The following is a 20,253-nucleotide window of genomic DNA, read 5'->3' on the forward strand; positions in this document are numbered from 1 at the left end:
AATTCCCTAAAATCGAGAATCATTGATTCTAAAAAAGGGACAGTCATGGATCGCATCGAATGCATGCGCGCGTTTGTCGTCACGGTCGACGCCAACGGCTTCGCCGCCGCGGCCCGGGCCATGGACGTGCCGCGCTCGAAAGTCAGCAAACAGATCCAGGCGCTGGAGGAAGCCATCGGCGTGCAGTTGCTGCACCGCACCACCCGCAGCCTGCACCTGACCGAAGCCGGCGCCGAGTACTACGAGTCGGCGCGGGAAGTCCTGGCCGCCGTGGACGAGGCCGAACAGCGGGCGCGGGACGGCATCGGCGAATTGCGCGGGGTGCTGCGGGTCAACGCGCCGATGTCCTTCGGCCTGCGTCGCCTCGGGCCGCTGGTGCCGCTGTTTCATGAGCAGCACCCGAACATCGAATTGCAGCTGGTGCTCAGCGACCAGCAAGTGGACCCGGTGCGCGGCGGTTTCGATGTGACCATCCGCATCGCCAGCCTGGCCGACTCGTCGATGGTCGCCAAGCTGCTGGCCCCGGCCCCGCGGATCATGGTGGCCTCGCCGGATTACCTGAAGCGCGCCGGCACCCCGCAGACGCCCCGCGACCTGACCGCCCACCAGTGCCTGAACTACGGCTACCTGCAAAGCGGGGTCAGCCTGCAGTTGAGCAACGGCAAGGACACCCAGCGCGTCCATGTCACCGGCCCGCTGCACGCCAACAACGGCGACCTGCTGGCCCAGGCTGCCGAGGCCGGCATGGGCATCGCCCTGCTGCCCGACTTCATCGTCGCCGACGCCCTGGCCGCCGGCCGCCTGGTGCCCGTGCTGTGCGAATGGCAGGCGCCGCCGATCAGCATCCACGCGGTGTACCCGTCCGCCCGGCGTGTGCCGCAGAAGACCCGGGCCTTTATCGAGTTCCTGGTCGCCCAACTGGCCGACAAAGCGCCCGTGCTGCCGTAGGCACGCGATGCAAACGACGCAGTGCATCAGCCACAGTGCTTCGCGGGCAAGCCTCGCACCTACAGAGGCCGGGCGGCGCGGGATGTGGCGACGATGGACCTACACTGAAGGCATACACCTCGGCATTCGTGAGGGGCCATCATGCGTAACTCTCCCCAACTCGCGGCGCTCAGCCTGATCGCTACCCTCGCCTACCTCGGCCTGGCCATCCTCGGCATGGGCGGACCGGTGGCGTTCTTCTCCCACCCGGCGCTGTGGGTCATCACCCTGTCCCTGCTGGCCATGGCCTTTGTTGCCCAGTTCAGCGAAGGCAACCTGAGCCCCGGCAAACAGGAAGACCGGGAAAACCGCTGGGTCCTCGTCGCCTTCGGCATTCTCGGACTGTTGCTGGCCTTTCTCCCCGCCTACACCGACCGCCTGCATTTCTGGACCTTTGGTAGTGCCGACGTGCGCTGGTTCGGCGTGGTGTTCTTTATCGGCGGCGGCATATTGCGGCTGTGGCCGGTGTTCGTGCTGGGCAAGCGCTTCAGTGGCCTGGTGGCGATCCAGCCCGGCCACCAGTTGGTGACCACTGGTATCTACGGCACCCTGCGCAACCCGAGTTACCTGGGGCTGCTGATCAATTGTGTGGGCTGGGCCCTGGCCTTCCGCTCCGGGGTCGGCCTGCTGCTGACCGCCTTGATGCTGATCCCGCTGATTGCCCGCATCCACGCAGAAGAAGCCTTGCTGCGCAAAGAATTCGGCAAGCAATACGACACTTACTGCGCCTACACCTGGCGCCTGGTGCCGTGGGTTTACTGAGGTTTTTTTCCGCCGTGCTGCCGGGAGCGGTGTTAAATATTTTGTGACGCGCCCCTTGGCAGCGAGGACCAGTCCCGGTAAAACGGTGAACCTCACTTGCACGAAATGTTCGTGAATTCTTGACGAGATCCGCCGGCCGATGAACGCTTTGTGTTGCCGCCCGCCCAGCCAGACCCGCGCTGCTGCCCCGTGCAGCCGCTTCGGCATCGGCATTGGAACGGCAACAACGCAACGCACCCACGGCGATCTCCACGGCAACCCCGGGGCCCGGCGATGAAACTGCTGGTCAACCTGCCCATGGCCCTGTGCCGCTCCCGCCTGCGTCATTCCTCGCGCCCTCCGGACCTCTCGCTTTCGCTCTGAACGCGCGCCTTTGCGCGTCGAGCCTTGCCGCCTTGCTATCTGCCATTGCAACCGGGCCCTGCCGGCGCCGCTGCATGAACCGAACCTGCGCGCCGCCATGGCGCAAGCGAGAGAACCATGAAATTTGCAGCCCTTGACGAGGCCCGTAGCTTCCTGGCCGCCAACCCCGATATCGACATGATCGAGCTGTTCATCCTCGACGCCAACGGCGTGCCGCGCGGCAAGCTGTTGCACCGCGAGGAACTGCTGGCGGTCTATGAAAGCGGCCGGCCGCTGCCCAGCACCATCCTCGGCCTGACCCTGCAGGGCGACGATGTGGAAAACTCCGGGCTGGTCTGGGACGTCGGCGATATCGACTGCCGCGCCTACCCCTTGGCCGGCAGCCTGGTGCACCTGCCGTGGCGGCAGATCCCCACCGCCGCGGTGCAGGTCAGCATGCACCCGCAGGAAGGCCTGCCGGCCAGCATCGCCGACCCGCGCCACCTGCTGATCAAGGTCATCGACCAACTCAAGGCCGAGGGTTATTACCCGGTGATGGCCTGCGAACTGGAGTTCTACCTGCTGGACGCCAAGCGCGACGGCAACGGCCGCCCGCAACCGGCACTGGACGCCGACGGCGGCCGGCCACGGCACACCCAGGTCTATGGCCTGCGCGAACTGGAGCAGATCGAACCCTTCCTCGCCGACCTCTACGCCGCCTGCAAGCTGCAAGGCATCCCGGCGCGCACGGCGATCTCCGAATACGCCCCGGGCCAGGTGGAAATCACCCTGGAACACGGCGACGCCCTGGAGGCCATGGATCAGGCGGTGCGCTACAAACGCCTGGTCAAGGCGGTGGCCCACCGGCACGGAATGCAGGCGACCTTCATGGCCAAGCCCTTCGATGACCTGGCGGGCACCGGTATGCACATGCACGTGAGCATCGCCGACGCCGAGGGCCACAACCTGTTCGCCGCCGAAGACCCGGCCGGCACCCCGCTGCTGCGCCAGGCGGTGGGCGGCATGCTCGCGTCGCTGCTCGACTCGCTGCTGCTGTTCTGCCCCAACGCCAACTCCTACCGCCGCTTCCAGGCCAACAGCTACGCGCCACTGGCGCCGACCTGGGGCGTCGACAACCGCACCGTGAGCCTGCGGGTGCCGGGCGGTCCGGCCAACAGCCGGCATATCGAGCACCGCATCTGCGGCGCCGACGCCAACCCCTACCTGGCAGCGGCGGCGATTCTCGCCGGGGTCCATCGCGGCCTGCGTGAGCAGCTCGATCCGGGCGATCCGGTGCAAGGCAACGGCTATGCCCAGGCCAGCGAACTGCTGCCCACCGACTGGCTGACCTCGCTGACCGCCCTGGAAAACTCCACCTGGGCCCGCGACGCCCTGGGCAGCGAATTCCTTGGGGTCTACCTGGCGGTCAAGCGCGCCGAATACCGCCAGTTCATGGCCGAAGTCGGCGAGCAGGACTGGCGCTGGTACCTGACCCAGGCGTGACGTGCTGGCCGGCGTCACGGCGCCGGCCCGGCCCCAACAAAAATTCGAGAACAGCCCATGACAGCCGCACTCAATCCGGTCACACCGGCAGCCGAACGCTGCCCTTCGTATTACAGCGCCACCCTGAATCAGGAAACCCATTACCCGACTCTGCAAGGCACTCATCAGGTCGACGTGGTGATCATCGGCGGCGGTTTCACCGGCGTCGCCAGCGCCGTGGAACTGGCGGAAAAAGGCCTGAAAGTGGCCATAGTCGAGAGCCACAAGATCGGCTGGGGCGCCACCGGGCGCAACGGCGGCCAGGTCACCGGCAGCCTGTCCGGCGACGAGGCCATGCGCAAGCAGATGCGCCGTACCCTGGGCGACGAAGTCGACGATTTCATCTGGCAGTTGCGCTGGCGCGGGCATCAAATCATTCGCCAGCGCGTGGACAAATACGCCATCGCCTGCGACCTCAAGCACGGCCACCTGCACGCCGCCTACAAGCCCAGCCACCTCGCCGGCCTGCGCGCCGACTACGAAGAAGCGGTGCGCCGCGGCATGGGCGACGAGGTCAGCCTGCTGGACCGGCAACAGGTGCGCGAGGTGCTGGAAAGCCAGCTGTACCACGGCGCGATCAAGAACACCCGCAACCTGCACCTGCATCCGCTGAACCTGTGCATCGGCGAAGCCCGCGCCGCCGAGAGCCTCGGCGCGCTGATCTTCGAACACAGCGAAGTGCTGCAGATTGTCCACGGCGAGCGCCCGGCGGTGATCACCGCCCAGGGCCGCATCGACGCCAAGCAGGTGCTGCTGGCCGGCGACGTGTACCACAAGCTGGAGCCCAAACAGCTCAAGGGCAAGATCTTCCCGGCCATGGGCGGCATCGTCACCACCGCGCCCCTGGGCGACCTGGCCAAGCGCCTCAACCCCCAGGACCTGGCGGTCTACGACTGCCGCTTCGTGCTCGACTATTACCGCATGACCGCCGACGGCCGCCTGCTGTTCGGCGGCGGCGCCAACTACAGCGGCAAGGATTCGCGGGACATCGCTGGCGAACTGCGCCCCTGCATCGAACGCACCTTCCCGGCGCTCAAGGGCGTGGCCATCGACTTCCAGTGGAGCTGCGCCATGGGCATCGTGATCAACCGCATCCCGCAGCTGGGCAAGCTCTCGGACAACGTCTGGTATTGCCAGGGCTACTCCGGCCACGGCATCGCCACCAGCCACATCATGGGCGAGATCATGGCCCAGGCCATCACCGGCCACCTTGAGCACTACGACACCTTCGCCGCCTGCCGGCACATCCGCGTGCCCTTCGGCGACCAGCTGGGCAATCCGATGCTGGCGGCGGGCATGTGGTACTACCAGATGCTCGAACGGTTGCGTTGAGGCCCCAGCCTTCCTCATATCCGTAGGAGCGAAGCTTGCTCGCGATAGCGCCCTTGAGACCGCTATCGCCGGCAAGCCTGGCTCCTACAGAAGCAATCCGCGACCCTCCCGTAGGAACGAAGCTTGCGCGCGATGGCATCCTTGAGACCGCCATCGCCGGCAAGCCAAGGCGGGTCAGGCAGGGGTGCGCGGCAAGGCGCGTTTGTGGGCGGTGCGGTGGTAGGCGGTTTCGATCAGATGGCGCACGGCATCGGACACCGGCTCGCCCATCAGGTAGGCGTCGATCTCGGCGTAGCTGCAGCCATAAGCCGTTTCGTCCAGTTTGCCCGGCGCTAGTTCTTCAAGGTCCGCCGTGGGGGCCTTGTGCACCAGGTGCCCGGGAGCGCCAAGCGCCTCGGCCAGCGCGCGCACCTGGGTCTTGGTCAAGCCCGACAGCGGAGCCAGGTCGCAGGCACCGTCGCCGTACTTGGTGAAAAAACCCATCAGGGCCTCGGCACCGTGGTCGGTCCCCACCACCAGGCCGTTGCTGAAGTTGGCGACCGCATACTGCGCCAGCATCCGCGCCCGCGCCTTGACGTTGCTCTTGGCGAAATCGGTCAGTTCGGCCGACGGCTGCAAGCCTTCGATTCGCACCTGGCTCATCAGACCGTCGACACTCTCGGCAATGTTGCAGGTGCTGACCGAGTCCGGGCGGATAAAGTCCAGGGAGGCCTGGGCATCGCTTTCGTCAGCCTGGCTTTTATAGGGCAGGCGCATGGCGATAAACCGGGTGTCGTGCCCTGCCCCGCGCATCTGCTCCACCGCCAGCTGGCACAGGCGCCCGGCAGTCAGGGAATCGACGCCGCCGCTGATGCCCAGCACCAGGGCCTGGCCGCCGGACTCGCGCAACACCTGCTGGATGAAATCCACGCGCCGGACGATTTCCGCGGCTTCGTCTCCGCGCGCCAGTTGCCGATCGATGCCCAGCTCCCGGGCAATTCGTTCTTGGGTTTGGCTGCTCATATCAGGCCTCCAGGGGCGAGTTACTGAGGTTGACGTTGAACACCTGCGCCGCGTACCTGAGGAACGACGGGTCTTCGCAGACGTTCTTGATCGGGTCATCGGAGAACTTCACCACCGGTTCGCCATGCACTCGCACCAGCTTCATCACGATGCTCAGCGGCTCGACGCCTTCGACATCGCAGGCCAGGCTGGTGCCCATGCCGAAACCGAACCGGGCCTGGCCACGCACGTGACGCAGGATCGGCAGGCATTTCTCGAAGTTCAGGCCGTCGGAGAACATCAGGTCCTTGCTCCGTGGATCGATGCCCAGTTCCCGGTAACACGCCAGGACCTTGTCGGCCCAGGCAATCGGGTCCCCGGAATCCTGGCGCAGGCCGTCGTAGAGCTTGGCGAAGTACAGGTCGAAGTCCTTGAGGAAGAAGTCCGTGCTGATGCAGTCGGTCAGGGCAATGCCCAGGCGTCCGCGGTATTCGCGCACCCAGTTTTCCAGGGCCGTGTTCTGGCTCTCCCGCAGCCGTCCCAATTGCTGGTGCACCATCAGCCACTGGTGGGCCATGGTGCCGATCAGCGGCAGGTCGAACTCGTAGGCCAGGTGGGCGTTGCTGGTGCCGACGAAGACCCCGGGGAAGTCGCTGCGCATGATCTTCACCACCTCGCGCTGGGCCTTGAACGACAGGCGCCGACGCGTAGAGAAGTCCGAGACCCGCAGCTCGGCGAGTTCTTCGCGGCTGGCGTTGTTCTCCAGCCATTCGAATTTCTGATAGAGCCGGCGGGTGACGTCCGCAAGCTCCACCTCCGGATACCTGTCGCGGTTGCGCAACTCACTGACCATGGCCAGCACCGGCTGTTCGAACATGATGCAGTGCAACATCGGGCCACGGACGCGAATGCTCAGTTGGCCATCGACCGCCGCCACGTGGATGTAGCGCAGGTTGAAACGGAACAGGCCGAGAAACTGCTCGAAGTCCGGGGTCAGGTACTCGCGAAAACGCTTGTTGAACAGAAAGCGCTGTTCGCCTTCGCGCATCTGCAGGCTGGCGAGCTTTTCCAGTTCCTGGCGGATCTCCGGGATCAGATGCACGAGGGACTCTCTGGAGCGGACGATGAACTGGTACTCCACATCGACATTGGGGTGCTGGTGCAGCACCGCCTGCATCATGGTGAAGGTGTAGTAGTCGGTGTCCAGCAGGCCCTGGATCACGCCATTGTTACGGTCAAATGCACTTTCCATAGTGACTCCTCAGGCACTGGCCAATCTGGCGGTTTCTTCGCGGGTCGCGGCCACCGCGATACCCGCTTGTTGCATCTCGTCGATCGCCTGGGTGGCGCCCTCTGCGCTGATGGCGCGGCATGCCGGCAGATGGATGATCACCTTGAAGCCAGCGGCGGCCAGTTGCAGGGCGGTGGTCTTGACACAGAAATCCAGGGCCAGGCCGCCGACGATGACCCGTTGCACACCCTGGCTGTCGAGGTACTCGATGACCCCGGTGGACAGCTTGCCGTGCAGGTCGTGGTAGCAGGCGCCATAGGGGTGCAGGTCCGGCTCCACGCCCTTCCACACGAAGTAGTCGTAGTCATAGGGCGTCGGCAATTCGTCCAGCAGGGCGAACCCTTCGGTGCCCGGTACGCAGTGGCTGACCCAGGTCAGGTCGGCATGCTCCAGGCCGGTGGGCTGGAGCATCTGCCCGGGCTCGGCCACCACCCAGGGGGCCTGGGGGCTGTGGGCGTCCTTGCTGCCGATGCGCAGGCTGGCCAGGGTCGCCATGAAGTTCAGCTCGCCACCGATGCGGTCGCCCTCGGCCACGGGCAGCTCGTCCGGGCACAGCGGGGTAAAGCTCTTTTGCGCATCGACATCGAAGGAAGCGGTCTTCATCGTTTGGCTGTTCATGCTGGTTTTCTCCTTTGCACGGAGTTAAAAGTACATGTCATGTACTTTAAGAGCAACCCCTCTTCGGCTCTATTTTTTATTTCATCGACCCAGATCAAACAATATAAATAGTGCATGACATGCCAATTCCCTGCGCACACAAGCAATGATAAGGTACATGTCATGTACCAAAGCAGGAGATACAGATGTTTGAACTGGCCCTCTATGGCGGTGCCTTCAACCCGCCCCACGCCGGTCACGCCCGGGTCATGCTTGAAGCCGCCCGCCACGCCCGGCGCGTGCTGGTGACCCCCAGCTTTCGCCATCCGGACGGCAAGCGCATGGCCGACTTCGAGCAACGGGTGAACTGGTTGCAGGCCATCACCCGGCATCTGCAACCCGAGTGCCCCGCCGAACTGGCAGTGAGCCGCCTGGAGCAGCAACTGGGCCTGGCCGATCCCGCCCCGGTCTACAGCTACACCCTGCTGCAACGGCTGGCGGACGACCTGGCTCTGGACGGCAAGCGCATTGCCTTGGTGGTGGGTGAAGACGTGGCGCGCCAGTTGCCCGGATTCCATCGCGGCGAGGAGTTGCTGCAGCGCTTTTCCATCCTGCGGATCGAAGAACAACCGGGGGTGCGCAGCAGCGTATTGCGCCAATGCCTGGCCCGCGGCGAAACCCCGCCAAGCCAATGGCTGGCACCGGGCATGAATCCGCTAAACTACGGCCTCTACGCCGTCCACGGAAGTTGATATGCCCGATCGCCCCCTCTCCCCCAGCGCCTACCTGCACACCATCGACCTGTGCCTGCTGCGCTATAACCGCGAACGCTCCGAGCTGGAAATCCTCCTCCATCAACGCGACAGCGAGCCCTTCGCCGGGCACTGGGCCCTGCCGGGCATCGTGGTCAACGGCGATGTCGAGGACCGCAGCCTGAATGATGCGGTGCAGCGGCTGCGGCGCTCCAGCAAGGTGGACATGCCCCTGGCCTGGCTGGAGCAGGTGGGCACGGTCGGCGACGCCTTTCGCGACCCGCGCTGCTGGTCGTCCTCGACCTTCTACCTGGGGATCGTCAGCGAGCCGGTGGAGCCCGGCCCGCAGCAGGGTTTCTTTACCCTCGGCAACGTGGCCAGCGGCAGCTTCAAGCTGCCCTTCGACCACAACAGCCTGGTGGCCCAGGTGCACGAGCGGCTGTTTTCCAAATCCCTGTACAGCAGCCTGCCGTTGATGTTTCTCGGCAGCGAGTTCAGCGCCCCCGAAGCGGTGAGCATCTTCTCCCTGGTGCTGCAACGGCCAGTGCTCAAGACCAGCATCCGCCAGCGCCTGTTGAAGATGAGCGAAGCCGGTTACCTGCGCGAAACCGGACGCAAGAAAAGCGGCGACGGCGGCCGGCCGCAAGCCACAGTGGAAAATCTCAAGCCCGCCGAGCTGTACCTGTTCGATCGCTGTTTTCTGGAGTGATACCCCCCATGAGTTCCATCGCCGACAACCAGTGCCTGCTGGAAACCCCGTATTTCAAGGTGGTCCGTGAGCAGGGCTACTTCATCATCAAGGAACCCCGGGCGGTGAACGGCGTGGTGGCCGTGCCGACCCTGGCCGATGGCCGGCTGATGCTGGTCAACCTCAAGCGGCGGGCCATCGGCGGCCAGTCCATCGAGTTTCCCCGCGGCGCCATCGATGCCGGGGAAAGTGCTGTTGACGCCGCGGCCCGCGAATTGCTGGAGGAAACCGGCTGGCAGGCGTCGCACGTTCGCGAACTGGGCCTGCTGCACAGCAACACGTCGCTGATCGCCAGCGCGGTGGCGGTGTGTCAGGTGCAGATTGCCGAGCAACAGGCCGCCGCCACCGATGGTGAAGTGGATCATCTGCTGTGGGTCAGTCGCCAGGAATTGATGACGATGATCGCCACCGGCCGGATCACCGACGGCCACACTTTGTCGGCGGCGATGATGCTGCTGGCCAGCGAGTCGGCCTGACGCCAGCCAGCCCTGCTGCCGGTCCTCCGGCACCAGGGCATCGGGCATCAAATCTTCCTCTCACGCCCTTGCGTTGCTGCCCCGCACGGGCATAAACCCCGCCCGCCCCTATGCACCGCGGAATCTGTTCTAGGCTTAGACCTCTGGCGACTATTGATTTAGAGCCATCGAGCAAGTGGAAACACATGGAAATGACTTTCAAGGAGAAACCCCATGTCTGCGATTCCTTCAAGAACCAACCGCTCTCCCCTGCGCATGAACAAGGACGTCACCGCGCTGATTCCGGACTTCCCCTTTCACTACGCCGACTTTCTGCAGAAAGCACAGGGCAGCCCCCTGGGCCATGTCGCCCCGGAGAACTACGGGAAACAGGTGCTGATCGTCGGTGCCGGCGTCGCCGGCCTGGTCGCCGCCTATGAGGCCATGCGCATGGGCCTGCACCCGGTGGTGGTCGAAGCCTCCGAGCGCATCGGCGGGCGGCTCTACTCCAAGGTCCAGGGCGACCCAGACAACGAGGTGCTCTGCGAACTGGGTGCGATGCGCTTTCCGGTGTCCGGCAAGGCGCTGTTCCACTACTTCCGAAAGGTCGGCATGACCGACAACTCGGCGGACTTTCCCAACCCGGGCACCGCCGCGGCGATCAGCACCGTGGTCGATTACCGCGGGAAAAAAGTCTACTACGAAGTTGACGGCCGCCCGTGCTTTGAAAAACCACCGGAATACACCGACCTGGAAAACCAGTTCTTCGATAACTTCCTGGAAACCTACGATTTCACCGCCATGGAAAGGGCCATGACCGAAGGCTCCATCAGTCAACAGACGATCAAGAAGCTGTGGAATGCCATCGTCAACCCCGCGACCGGCACCAGTGGCGACGATGTCAGCTTCTACGCCGCGCTCCTGGAAAACTCCGGCTGGAGCAAGGCCGATATCGACCTGTTCGGCCAGATCGGCTTCGGCACCGGCGGCTGGAACACCGACTACCCGAACAGCATCCTCGAACTGCTGCGCGTGCTGTACACCGGCCTGGATGCCGACCACCAACTGATGTTCGACGGCTCCTCCAGCCTGCCGCAACGGCTTTGGTCGAAGACCCCGCAAGAGCTGGGCGACACGATGAAGCATTGGTCCGCGGAAACCACGGTCGAAACCCTGGCGCGCGAGGTATTCGCCGACCCGTTCCACCAGGAGGTTCGACACATCGAACGCCAGCGGGACGGCTCCTTCCGCGTCTCCATCACCGATACCCGCACCCAACTGACCCGGCAACACAACTTCCCCAGCGTCATCTACACCCCGCATGTGCGGATCCTCGACAAACTGCGCTACTCAGGAAACCCGCAAAGCCTTCCCGCCATGGACAGCCTGCTGTCCATCGATACCTGGGAAGCCATCATGTACACCCACTACATGCAGTCGGCGAAGATTTTCGCCGCCACCCAGCGCCCGTTCTGGAACGACCCGGTGGCAGAGGGTGAGCAACGCAAGATGAGCATCACCCTGTCCGACCGCCTGACCCGCGGCACCTACCTGGTGGACTACTCGGCCAGCAAGGGCAAATACAAGGGCAGCGGGATCTTCCTGTCCTACACCTGGAACGACGACGCCCTGAAGTTCCTCGGCGACCGCCCCGCGCCGCTGCCGCAGCATGTCGACCTATGCACCAACCTGCTGGACAACCTCTACCCGGATATCAAGCTCAACGAGCAATACAGCACGGTCAATGCGTTCGTGGAGCACAACTGGGAGGACCAGCCGCTGTACCTGGGCGCCTTCAAGATGAACCTGCCGGGGCAGTACGAATATCAGCGGCGGATCTTTTCCCAGTTCATGAGCGGCATCGGCACGGACAATCCCGATCGCTTCATCCTGGCGGGCGACGATGTGTCCTGGACCGCCGGCTGGGCCGAAGGCGCGGTCACCACTGCGATCAATGCGCTGAACAAACTGGCGGTCTGCTTTGGCGGCGGCAGCCAACCAAACAATCCGGGGCCGGTGGAGTCCTGGGACAGCCTGAAGCCTGTCGAACTGGCTTGACCGAACCTGCGTGAACCCGACCCCGTCGCTGCCAGACCGGCACGACGGGGTCTTTGTTTCATGACCTGACGCTGCTTAGCGCCCCCATTTCTCCAAGGCGAATTCGACGAAGCTGCGCAGCTTGGGCAGGCGGTAACGGTCCTGGGCGTACAGCAGGTGCATCGCCCGCAAGGGCAATTGATAGTCCTGCAACACAGGCACCAGCCGCCCCTGTTGCAGGTCCTCCTCCACCAGGGCATCGGGCATCATCACCACCCCCAGGCCACCCCGCGCCGCACGGTGCAGGCCGGACGAAGTGTTGGTCAGCAACGAACCGGACACCGGAATCAGTACGTCCCCCTCGGGCCCGCGCAACGGCCACTGGGTGGCGGTTGAGCTCCACTCGTCACCGGCCGGATAGGCGAACGCCAGGCAGTTGTGGTGTTGCAGGTCCTCCGGGACTTGCGGCGTACCGCAGCGCTCCAGGTAGTCCGGCGCGGCGCAGATGGTCAGGGTGTAGTCCTCCAGGGGCCGGGCGATCAGCGACGTGGTGTCCAGGTTGCCCAGGCGAAAAGCCACGTCGAAGGCGCCATCGATCAAATCGAAGCGCTGGTTGGCCAGGGTCAGCTCCACCTTGACCTGCGGGCAGCGCTGCTGGAATTCGCTCAGCGCCGGTGCCAGGCGCTCGGTGCCGAAGGTCAGCGGCGCGGTGATGCGCAGGGTGCCGGACGGCTCGCCCTGGACCTGTTCCGCCATGCGCTCGGAGTCCGCCACCAGCCCCAGCACCGCCAGGCAACGCTGGTAATACTCGGCGCCGAACTCGGTCAGGCGCTGGCGCCTTGTGGTGCGGCTGAGCAGGCTGACCCCGAGGCGCTGCTCCAGGGCCCGCAGGTGATTGCCGACCATGGTGGTGGACAGGCCGCACTCACGGGCGGCGGCGGTCATGTTCCCCGCCTCCACCACCTTCACGTACACCGTCATCGCCTGGAACAGATCCATTATCAACCCTGACTTGAAGATGATTAAAGAATTGACGAGTTTATCTAGCTCAGGTGGCTAACGATACTGCCAGCACACCCCACTCGATGGAGCGACCCGTCATGACCGCCACCTGCCTGATGAGCACCTATCAACCGCTGCCCCTGAGCTTCACCCACGGCCTGGGCACCCGCCTCTGGGACCAGGCCGGCCGCGAATACCTGGACGCGGTGGCCGGTGTGGCGGTGACAGGCATCGGCCATTCCCATCCCAAACTGGTCAGCGTCATCCGCGAACAGGCCGGCCTGCTGCTGCACACCTCCAACCTGTACAGCATCGATTGGCAACAGCGGCTGGCGCAGCGGCTGACCCAACTGGCTGGCATGGACCGGGCGTTCTTCAACAACTCCGGCGCCGAAGCCAACGAGACCGCGCTGAAGCTGGCACGGCTGCACGGCTGGCACAAAGGTATCGAGCGGCCGCTGGTGATTGTCATGGAGAACGCCTTCCACGGCCGTACCCTGGGCACCCTGGCGGCCAGCGACGGGCCGGCGGTGCGCCTGGGCCTCAACTCGCTGCCCGGGGATTTCCTCAAGCTGCCCTTCGGCGACCTGGCCGCCCTGGAGCGAGCCGCGCAGGCCTACGGCCCGCGTATCGCCGCGGTGCTGATGGAGCCGATCCAGGGCGAAAGCGGTATCCGCCTGGCCCCGCCCGGCTACCTGAAGGCCCTGCGCGAACTGTGCAGCCGGCGCAACTGGCTGCTGATGCTCGACGAGATCCAGACCGGCATCGGCCGCACCGGCCAGTGGTTCGCCTGCCAGCACGAGGGTGTGGTCCCGGATGTGATGACCCTGGCCAAGGGCCTGGGCAACGGCCTCCCCATCGGCGCCTGCCTGGCCCGGGGCAAGGCCGCGCAGCTGTTCACCCCCGGCAGCCACGGCAGCACCTTCGGCGGCAACCCGCTGGCCTGCCGGGTGGCCTGCACGGTGCTGGAGATCATCGAGGAACAAGGCCTGCTGGCCAACGCCAGGCGCCAGGGCGAGCACCTGTTGCAACGCTTGCGGGTGGAACTGGCGGATCACCCGCAGGTCCTGCAGGTGCGCGGCCTGGGCTTGATGATCGGCATCGAACTCAAAGCCCCGCAGCGCGAGCTGGCGCTACGGGCGGCGCAGGATCACGGACTGTTGATCAACGTGACCCGCGGTACCACCATCCGCCTGCTGCCGCCGCTGATCATCGATGAACGGGAAGTCGAGATGATCGTGCGCGGGGTCAGCCGGACGCTGCAAAGCACTGAAGGTGATGGCGGTGCAGCAAAAGAGGCAGAAATGCTGGCAGTGTCGTGACCGATGTCTGCTGGTCAGATGAGCTCAGGCGAGGTGAGTTCGAACGCCATCGCGAGCAAGCTCGCTCCTACAGGAGCCTGTATGTTTCTGTAGGAGCGAGCTTGCTCGCGATGCGCTATCAGGAAACGGTGATGGCCAGACTCAGTCGTCCAGCGGCTTGGGTGGCGCCGCAGGCTTGCCCGATTTGGCGGCCTTGCCGGCGTGGGCCGCCTTGACTTCCGAGACCGGCGCTAACGTCGGCGCAACGGCTTCCTTTTCCGCCGCCGGCAGTTGGTCGATGGTGCTGAAGACTTCCTTGAGTTCGATGGCCCCGGAATGCTCGAGCTTCTTCTCGCCGTCCTTGCCCACCAGGATCACCTTGGTCTGCGCCCCGGCGCCGAGCTTCAGGCTGCGGATCAACGCCATGGTCGATTGCGGGTCCAGGTCCTTGCCGTCGCGCTGGCCGATGGTGTTGATCACCGTGTAGAGCACCATGTTGCGTTCGCTGAAGGCCTGGCGGTTGGCCGGCTCGTCGAGGGACTTCTTCAGCGCCACCAGGGTCGGGTCCACGGTGCTGGGAGCGATGACGATCAGTGGGCGCGCCTTGCCCTGATCCTGGGCCAGAGGGCCTTCGTTGTCGGCCGCCATTGCGGGGCCGACGACAGCGAGCAGCGTTGCGAGGGTCAATGACCGAATGAACATGCGTCTCTCCTTTGGGTATCCACGTCCTAATGATTGCGCATCAGGGGAAAAGGTCCAGACCCGGACTCAAATTCTGACATTTTATTGAGCCTTTCCCCTGGCTCGAGGCGTTGCGACAAGCGCTGCGTACTCTCGTCCTCGCCGCTACAGATCGACGCTCCCATAAATGCCAGTGATAACCGAACCTTCTTGTTCGGCATGGTCGACCCGCCTTGGCGCCCATGACAACCGGCATGGCCTATGCCGTTCTGGCATGGGCCCATACGAATTCGTCATCATTTTCGCCGCGGCGGCGTGATAGCCTTCATCCCGGCCATAACAAGAGCGCCCGCCTGGCTTTTTCCATCCGGTGCGGCGTCACCCGCCGTTTCACACCTGCTTGCTTCGTCTTCATCTGCCCAGGTTTTCGCAGCGACCCTTCTACACAGGCGCGCTGGACGACCGATTGCATTTTTGACTCGACGCTATCGTCGGCATCTCTTTTACCTCCTTCCGGGAGTTCGTATGTCCAGGCTGTCTCATCAAGATTTACGCCGTAGTTTTCGCGAGTTGATCGCTTCAGACTCCTGCTTTCACACCGCCTCCGTATTCGACCCGATGTCGGCGCGGATCGCCGCCGACCTGGGGTTCGAAGTGGGCATTCTCGGCGGCTCCGTCGCCTCGCTGCAGGTACTGGCCGCGCCTGACTTCGCCCTGATCACCCTGAGCGAATTCGCCGAGCAGGCCACCCGCATCGGCCGCGTCGCCCAGCTGCCGGTGATCGCCGACGCCGACCATGGCTACGGCAACGCCCTCAACGTGATGCGCACCGTGGTCGAACTGGAGCGCGCCGGCGTCGCCGCCCTGACCATCGAAGACACCCTGCTGCCGGCCCAGTTCGGGCGCAAGTCCACCGACCTGATCTCGGTCGCCGAAGGCGTGGGCAAGATCCGCGCGGCCCTGGAAGCGCGGGTCGACCCGGAACTGGCGATCATCGCCCGGACCAACGCGGCCATCCTGCCGATCCAGGAAATCATCAGCCGCACCCAGCAATACGAGCGCGCCGGCGCCGACGGCATCTGCATGGTCGGGATCAAGGATTTCGAGCAGCTGGAGCAGATCTCCGAGCACCTGTCGGTCCCCTTGATGCTGGTGACCTACGGCAACCCGGCGCTGCGCGACGATGCGCGCCTGGCGCAACTGGGCGCGAAGATCATCGTCGACGGCCACGCGGCGTACTTCGCGGCGATCAAGGCCACCTACGATTGCCTGCGCGAACAGCGGCAGATCTTCACCCAGGCCTCGGACCTCAGCGCCACCGAGCTGGCCCACACCTACACCCAGCCCGAGGAGTACATCGTCTGGGCCAAAGAGTTCATGAGCGTCAAAGAGTGAGCCGCTAGCTCACCCTCCCTTGCGATCACCGAGGACCCGAGGTCCTGGGTGGTCGAAAGCCGCTTCGCTCCTCATCTCGCCAGCGCCCCGCCCAACTACCTATTCCCCGCCTTGTTCAACGCCTCGTCGACACTGTCGAGGATCTGCCCGATGGTCCAGGGTTTGCGGATGAACGACACCGGATAGCGGATGCCGGAACTCTGCGGCGTCTCATAACCGGACATCACCAGCACCGGCATTTCCGGCCAGCACTCGCGCACCCGATTGGCCAGGCCCGCGCCGTTCAAGGTGCCCGGCATATTGATATCGGTCAGCAGCAGACGCACCTGGTCCGGGTGGCTTTCCAGGAACTGCAGCGCCTCATCCGCGCGAGGCATGGCCTGGGTGGCGAAGCCCTCGTCCTGCAGGATCTCGCAGAGGAACTCCAGGATCATCGGCTCGTCCTCGACCACTAACAGCAGACGACAAGGCTGGCCTGGATTGACAGATGAAACTGGGCTCATGTGGATGCCGCTCCCTGACTACGTACACAACCCTGGCGCGATTACGCCATTTAGAGTTATGAGCAGCGCCTGGCCGATAAATTCACTCGGCCTGCCGAGGTGCTGGGCAAGACCGCGCACGCACCGCCGGTTGCGCCGGCGGCAGCGGGATCACCGCCAGAGGCGCCTTGCTCCCACACCTGCCCCAAAGCCGCTCTGCGCACCCGCCAAGAGCCCCGCTAGCCACCCCGGGTGACATCGATCACCCTGACGTCCATCTTCCCTGAGTTGTTCCGGTAGAAGCCGGGCACGTCGTTGGCGCAGAACTGCAGGCGCCCCGGCGGCAGGTCCGACCAGACGCCGTCGCCGCGCCCGAGCAGGCGCCAGGGCGACTGGCCCGCCGGGCCCTTGGTCCGTACCAGCAGCGCCATCCAGGCCGCTTCGGGCAAGCGCTTGGCCCAGCCGAAGCCCTCGCGGATGCCGCCTGGGTGCGCCACGCCCTCGGGCTTGGTCGGCGGGTCCGAGGCATCGGCCCACAGGCCTTCCACCAGGAAGCGGTAGCGATGCCCGGCTTCGATTTCGAACTCACTGGTGATACAGGACTGGTTGGCTGGTACCTCGATGGGGCGGATCTGTGAAGGAATGCTCATGGTTGCCGCCGTCCGATGCTGTTGGCCTGGGGTTGCGCTCCCCAGCCCTATGGGTAACTGGGCTGAGCATAGCCAAGGGCGATGCACGCCGCTTTCGCTTCGGACCACCAGCTGTGAGAAAGTAGCGTGGCGGACGCGCCGCACGTTCCAGTGGCCCCGTTTGCCTTCGCGTGGTGAAGCCCGGGAGAATGTTTTTCCCGGCGTCCCGCCCGCCGCTCACTATTCTTAAGCCATGGGCCCGCAGGGGCCGGTGGTCTCGCTTTCAAGGAATCCAGAATGCATTCAAGACACGTCATCAACGCTTCGGTCAGCCCCAAAGGCAGCCTGGAGACTTTGTCCCAACGTGAAGTGCAACAACTCAGCGAAGCCGGTTCCGGCAGCATCTATGCCCTGTTCCGCCAGTGCGCCCTGGCCATCCTCAACACCGGCGCCCATGTCGATAACGCCAAGACCATCCTCGACGCCTACAAGGATTTCGAAGTCCGCATCCACCAGCAGGACCGCGGCGTGCGCCTGGAACTGCTGAACGCCCCGGCCGATGCCTTCGTCGATGGCGAGATGATCGCCAGCACCCGGGAAATGCTGTTCAGCGCCCTGCGCGACATCGTCTACACCGAAAGCGAACTGGCCAGCCAGCGCATCGACCTGGAGAGCTCCCAGGGCATCACCGACTACGTCTTCCACCTGCTGCGCAACGCCCGCACCCTGCGCCCGGGCGTGGAACCGAAGATGGTGGTGTGCTGGGGCGGCCACTCGATCAGCACCGAGGAATACCAGTACACCAAGAAGGTCGGCCATGAGCTGGGCCTGCGCAAACTGGATGTCTGCACCGGCTGCGGCCCGGGCGTGATGAAAGGCCCGATGAAGGGCGCGACCATCGCCCATGCCAAGCAGCGCATGAGCGGCAGCCGTTACCTGGGACTCACCGAGCCGGGCATCATCGCCGCCGAGGCGCCGAATCCGATCGTCAACGAACTGGTAATCCTGCCGGACATCGAGAAGCGCCTGGAAGCCTTCGTCCGCGTCGGCCACGGCATCATCATCTTCCCGGGCGGCGCAGGGACCGCCGAGGAGTTCCTGTACCTGCTGGGTATCCTCATGCACCCGGACAACCGCGAGCTGCCGTTCCCGGTGATCCTCACCGGGCCGAAAAGCGCCGCGCCCTACCTGGAGCAACTGCACGCCTTCGTCGGCGCGACCCTGGGCGATGCGGCCCACAGCCTGTACCAGATCATCATCGACGACCCGGCCGAGGTCGCCCGGCAGATGACCGAGGGGCTCAAGGAGGTCAAGCAGTTCCGCCGCGAACGCAACGACGCCTTCCACTTCAACTGGCTGCTGAAAATCGATGAAGGCTTCCAGCGTCCGTTCGACCCGACCCACGCCAACATGGCCAGCCTGCAACTGGACCGCGCACTGCCGTCCCACGAGCTGGCGGCCAACCTGCGTCGCGCGTTCTCCGGCATCGTCGCCGGCAACGTCAAGGACAAGGGCATCCGCCTGATCGAGAAGCACGGCCCGTACGAAATCCACGGCGACACCGCGATCATGCAGCCGCTGGATCACCTGCTCAAATCCTTCGTCCAGCAGCACCGGATGAAACTGCCGGGCGGCGCGGCCTATGTGCCGTGCTACCGGGTCGTGAGCTGACAGCCCAGTGATCACAGCCCCCGGTGCAATGCCGGGGGCTGCTGGCTGCCCCACAGAAAACGCCCGGCCAGCGGCCACCGCGAGCGCCCAGGGAACTCCCGGGCAGTGCCGCGCATCCTAGATTGTGTAGTACTTCCTTTTCGCTTCACGCTGTCGGAGGACGCCCTCATGCGCCGCCTATTACTCGTTTCTTCGTTGTTGCTCTGTCTGCCCGCAGGTTCAGCCATGGCCCGTGTCGATGCGGGTGATGTCGCCACCTCCGCAGGGGTTTCCGCCTCGCTGTACTCGACCTTCAAGGACGACAAGATGGTGATTCCCGCCCGAGACGACGCCTCCAGCTTCGTCGCCAGCGGTGGCGCCATCCGTGGCGTCTACCTGGAGTCGGTGCTGCAGAAAATCCGCCAGGAAAACCCAGGCCTCAATGCCAGCGATGAAGAACTGGCCAGGGCCATCCTCACTCAACAGGCGCAGCCCGCCGGGCACTGACGGCCGAAGCCGTCCTGCGCTCCGCGACCGGGACGTCGCGGAGCCTTATCCCCTCATCCCGCCTGAACCGCCGCGGCGGCGCTGGCGCGACTGAACAGATCGCGACCGATGACCCGGGCCGTGTGCAGATGCAGCGCCGGATCCTGGCTTTCCGATTCCAGCAGCAGCTCCGAGGTCAGCACCCGCGCCCCGCAGTAGTCGAAGATCCCATGGTCGATCTGGGTCTTCATCGCCGCCTCGTAGCCGTGGCGCCCGTAGGTGCCGGCATCGGCCCCACCGACGCCGAGCAGATGCACCCGCAGATGCCCGAGTTTCTTCTCAAAGCGATTGGCTTCGAGGTTGAAATCGAATGCCCAGCCGTTGGCGAACACCCGGTCGATCCAGCCCTTGAGCAGCGCCGGCATCGACCACCAGTACACCGGATAGACCAGCACCAGCGCATCGGCGCGGTCGATGCGCGCCTGCTCGGCCAGCACGTCGGCCGGGGGCTGTTCCTGCCGGCGATGGACCGCGTGGTCGGCGACGTTGAAGCGTGGGTCGAACGCCTCGGCGAACAGGTCGGCGATCTCGAACGAGTGGGACGGCCCCAGCCCCTCGGCGACCTGGGCCGCCAGGCTGTGGCTGAGGGAGCGAGGATCATGGTGGGCGACAACGATAAGCGCATGCATGGCGAAGACTCCTGCCGATAGAGGCAAATTGGATTGAGGGCGGCAACCAGGCCCTATATACTTTTGGTAAGTTACGAACAGTAAGTTACTTTTGGTATATAAGCATGTCAAG

General features: G+C 64.7%; 20 protein-coding genes. 12 read left to right on the top strand and 8 right to left on the bottom strand.

The features are described from left to right. The first annotated feature begins 45 nt into the window (after positions 1 to 45). From AC07Y9_RS25980 to AC07Y9_RS25995, 4 genes are all read left to right on the top strand, one after another. Complete coding sequence (locus AC07Y9_RS25980) at positions 46 to 948, top strand: LysR family transcriptional regulator (RefSeq protein ID WP_053260645.1); 903 nt, start codon at positions 46 to 48, stop codon at positions 946 to 948. 141 nt (positions 949 to 1,089) lie between these two features. Then, entirely contained in the window at positions 1,090 to 1,749 is a 660-nt protein-coding gene (locus AC07Y9_RS25985) for a methyltransferase family protein (protein ID WP_087088103.1), read from the top strand. A gap of 480 nt (positions 1,750 to 2,229) precedes the next feature. Beyond that, positions 2,230 to 3,594, top strand: coding sequence for a glutamine synthetase family protein (locus AC07Y9_RS25990; protein ID WP_102680620.1), 1,365 nt, complete (start codon positions 2,230 to 2,232; stop codon positions 3,592 to 3,594). A gap of 57 nt (positions 3,595 to 3,651) precedes the next feature. Then, on the top strand, positions 3,652 to 4,965 hold the full coding sequence (locus AC07Y9_RS25995; protein ID WP_102680619.1) for an NAD(P)/FAD-dependent oxidoreductase: 1,314 nt from the start codon (positions 3,652 to 3,654) through the stop codon (positions 4,963 to 4,965). 174 nt (positions 4,966 to 5,139) lie between these two features. On the opposite strand, the gene nadE is transcribed toward AC07Y9_RS25995, so the two are convergent. The 3 genes from nadE to AC07Y9_RS26010 are packed head-to-tail and all read right to left on the bottom strand — an operon-like array spanning position 5,140 to position 7,855. Next, positions 5,140 to 5,967 (bottom strand): NAD(+) synthase, encoded by an 828-nt coding sequence (gene nadE / locus AC07Y9_RS26000; protein ID WP_102680618.1) that lies wholly within the window; start codon positions 5,965 to 5,967, stop codon positions 5,140 to 5,142. 1 nt (position 5,968) lies between these two features. Further along, positions 5,969 to 7,198 (bottom strand): nicotinate phosphoribosyltransferase, encoded by a 1,230-nt coding sequence (gene pncB / locus AC07Y9_RS26005; RefSeq protein WP_102680617.1) that lies wholly within the window; start codon positions 7,196 to 7,198, stop codon positions 5,969 to 5,971. 9 nt (positions 7,199 to 7,207) lie between these two features. After that, positions 7,208 to 7,855, bottom strand: a complete 648-nt coding sequence (locus tag AC07Y9_RS26010) for a nicotinamidase (RefSeq protein ID WP_085530483.1) — start codon at positions 7,853 to 7,855, stop codon at positions 7,208 to 7,210. A gap of 185 nt (positions 7,856 to 8,040) precedes the next feature. Between AC07Y9_RS26010 and AC07Y9_RS26015 the strand changes: the two genes are divergently transcribed. The 4 genes from AC07Y9_RS26015 to AC07Y9_RS26030 all read left to right on the top strand — a co-directional run bounded on the left by AC07Y9_RS26015 (position 8,041) and on the right by AC07Y9_RS26030 (position 11,847). Then, positions 8,041 to 8,586, top strand: a complete 546-nt coding sequence (locus AC07Y9_RS26015) for an adenylyltransferase/cytidyltransferase family protein (RefSeq protein ID WP_053260639.1) — start codon at positions 8,041 to 8,043, stop codon at positions 8,584 to 8,586. A gap of 1 nt (position 8,587) precedes the next feature. Further along, a complete protein-coding gene (locus tag AC07Y9_RS26020; protein WP_102680616.1) occupies positions 8,588 to 9,295 on the top strand; it encodes an NUDIX hydrolase in 708 nt (235 codons plus the stop codon). A gap of 8 nt (positions 9,296 to 9,303) precedes the next feature. Further along, positions 9,304 to 9,810, top strand: coding sequence for an NUDIX hydrolase (locus AC07Y9_RS26025; protein ID WP_007924995.1), 507 nt, complete (start codon positions 9,304 to 9,306; stop codon positions 9,808 to 9,810). A 213-nt stretch (positions 9,811 to 10,023) separates the two neighbouring features. Beyond that, complete coding sequence (locus tag AC07Y9_RS26030) at positions 10,024 to 11,847, top strand: flavin monoamine oxidase family protein (protein ID WP_102680615.1); 1,824 nt, start codon at positions 10,024 to 10,026, stop codon at positions 11,845 to 11,847. 75 nt (positions 11,848 to 11,922) lie between these two features. Here the strand turns inward: AC07Y9_RS26030 and AC07Y9_RS26035 are convergent, their stop codons facing one another. Continuing rightward, the gene (locus AC07Y9_RS26035) at positions 11,923 to 12,825 is read right to left on the bottom strand and encodes a LysR family transcriptional regulator (RefSeq protein ID WP_092418441.1); all 903 of its coding nucleotides are present in this window, start codon (positions 12,823 to 12,825) and stop codon (positions 11,923 to 11,925) included. Between the two features lie 101 nt (positions 12,826 to 12,926). On the opposite strand from AC07Y9_RS26035, the gene AC07Y9_RS26040 reads away from it, so the two are divergent. Further along, the gene (locus AC07Y9_RS26040; protein WP_102680614.1) at positions 12,927 to 14,150 is read left to right on the top strand and encodes an acetylornithine transaminase; all 1,224 of its coding nucleotides are present in this window, start codon (positions 12,927 to 12,929) and stop codon (positions 14,148 to 14,150) included. A 141-nt stretch (positions 14,151 to 14,291) separates the two neighbouring features. Here the strand turns inward: AC07Y9_RS26040 and AC07Y9_RS26045 are convergent, their stop codons facing one another. Beyond that, positions 14,292 to 14,831 carry a DUF4174 domain-containing protein gene (locus AC07Y9_RS26045; protein WP_009043269.1) on the bottom strand — a complete coding sequence of 180 codons (540 nt, stop codon included), beginning with the start codon at positions 14,829 to 14,831 and terminating at the stop codon, positions 14,292 to 14,294. Positions 14,832 to 15,335: 504 nt separating this feature from the next. Between AC07Y9_RS26045 and AC07Y9_RS26050 the strand changes: the two genes are divergently transcribed. Next, on the top strand, positions 15,336 to 16,205 hold the full coding sequence (locus AC07Y9_RS26050) for an isocitrate lyase/PEP mutase family protein (RefSeq protein WP_009043268.1): 870 nt from the start codon (positions 15,336 to 15,338) through the stop codon (positions 16,203 to 16,205). A gap of 95 nt (positions 16,206 to 16,300) precedes the next feature. On the opposite strand, the gene AC07Y9_RS26055 is transcribed toward AC07Y9_RS26050, so the two are convergent. Both AC07Y9_RS26055 and AC07Y9_RS26060 read right to left on the bottom strand, forming a co-directional pair. Beyond that, positions 16,301 to 16,708, bottom strand: coding sequence for a response regulator (locus tag AC07Y9_RS26055; protein ID WP_053260634.1), 408 nt, complete (start codon positions 16,706 to 16,708; stop codon positions 16,301 to 16,303). Positions 16,709 to 16,926: 218 nt separating this feature from the next. Further along, complete coding sequence (locus AC07Y9_RS26060; RefSeq protein WP_102680613.1) at positions 16,927 to 17,337, bottom strand: hypothetical protein; 411 nt, start codon at positions 17,335 to 17,337, stop codon at positions 16,927 to 16,929. A 276-nt stretch (positions 17,338 to 17,613) separates the two neighbouring features. Here AC07Y9_RS26060 and ppnN point away from each other — a divergent pair, with 276 nt between their 5' ends. After that, positions 17,614 to 18,987, top strand: coding sequence for a nucleotide 5'-monophosphate nucleosidase PpnN (gene ppnN / locus AC07Y9_RS26065; RefSeq protein WP_007924984.1), 1,374 nt, complete (start codon positions 17,614 to 17,616; stop codon positions 18,985 to 18,987). A 168-nt stretch (positions 18,988 to 19,155) separates the two neighbouring features. Continuing rightward, a complete protein-coding gene (locus tag AC07Y9_RS26070) occupies positions 19,156 to 19,473 on the top strand; it encodes a DUF2388 domain-containing protein (RefSeq protein WP_007924983.1) in 318 nt (105 codons plus the stop codon). 53 nt (positions 19,474 to 19,526) lie between these two features. Here the strand turns inward: AC07Y9_RS26070 and AC07Y9_RS26075 are convergent, their stop codons facing one another. Beyond that, positions 19,527 to 20,141, bottom strand: coding sequence for an NAD(P)H-dependent oxidoreductase (locus AC07Y9_RS26075; RefSeq protein WP_087088131.1), 615 nt, complete (start codon positions 20,139 to 20,141; stop codon positions 19,527 to 19,529). Positions 20,142 to 20,253 lie beyond the last annotated feature (112 nt).

This window comes from Pseudomonas sp. GW456-L12 (genome assembly GCF_059424045.1).